Consider the following 359-nt stretch of genomic DNA (forward strand, 5'->3'; position numbering starts at 1 on the left):
GCCCCTGGCCGCGCGCCTGGGCAGCCGGCGCACGCTGCAGCTGATGATGGCGCTCGCCTCGCTCGCATTCTTCGCCTGCGCCCTGCCCCTGTCCGTCGCCTGGTTCTTCGGCTGGCGCTTCCTGTCGGGTCTTTCGGGCGGCAGCATCATGGTGCTGGCCGCGCTGAGCATCCTGCCGCAGGTGCCGCCGGAGCGGCGCGGCGTGGCCAGCGGCGCGATCTTCCTCGGGCTCGGTCTCGGTATCGCGGCCTCGGGCACCGTCGTGCCGCTGCTGCTGAACGAAGGCCTCGCCGCCACCTGGGCCGGGCTGGGCGCGCTGTCGCTGCTGCTGACCGCCGTCAGCTGGCGCTGGTGGCGGC

The 359-nt window shown here is 74.4% G+C and carries 1 protein-coding gene; it reads left to right on the plus strand.

Annotation, left to right across the window (positions count from 1 at the left end; genetic code table 11):
- Positions 1–359, plus strand: a 359-nt coding sequence (locus ACEN88_RS34710) for a YbfB/YjiJ family MFS transporter (protein WP_413346954.1), incomplete at both ends; no start/stop codon positions are given.

This window comes from Massilia sp. CT11-108, from assembly GCF_047302915.1.
Classification (GTDB): domain Bacteria; phylum Pseudomonadota; class Gammaproteobacteria; order Burkholderiales; family Burkholderiaceae_D; genus Telluria; species Telluria orientalis.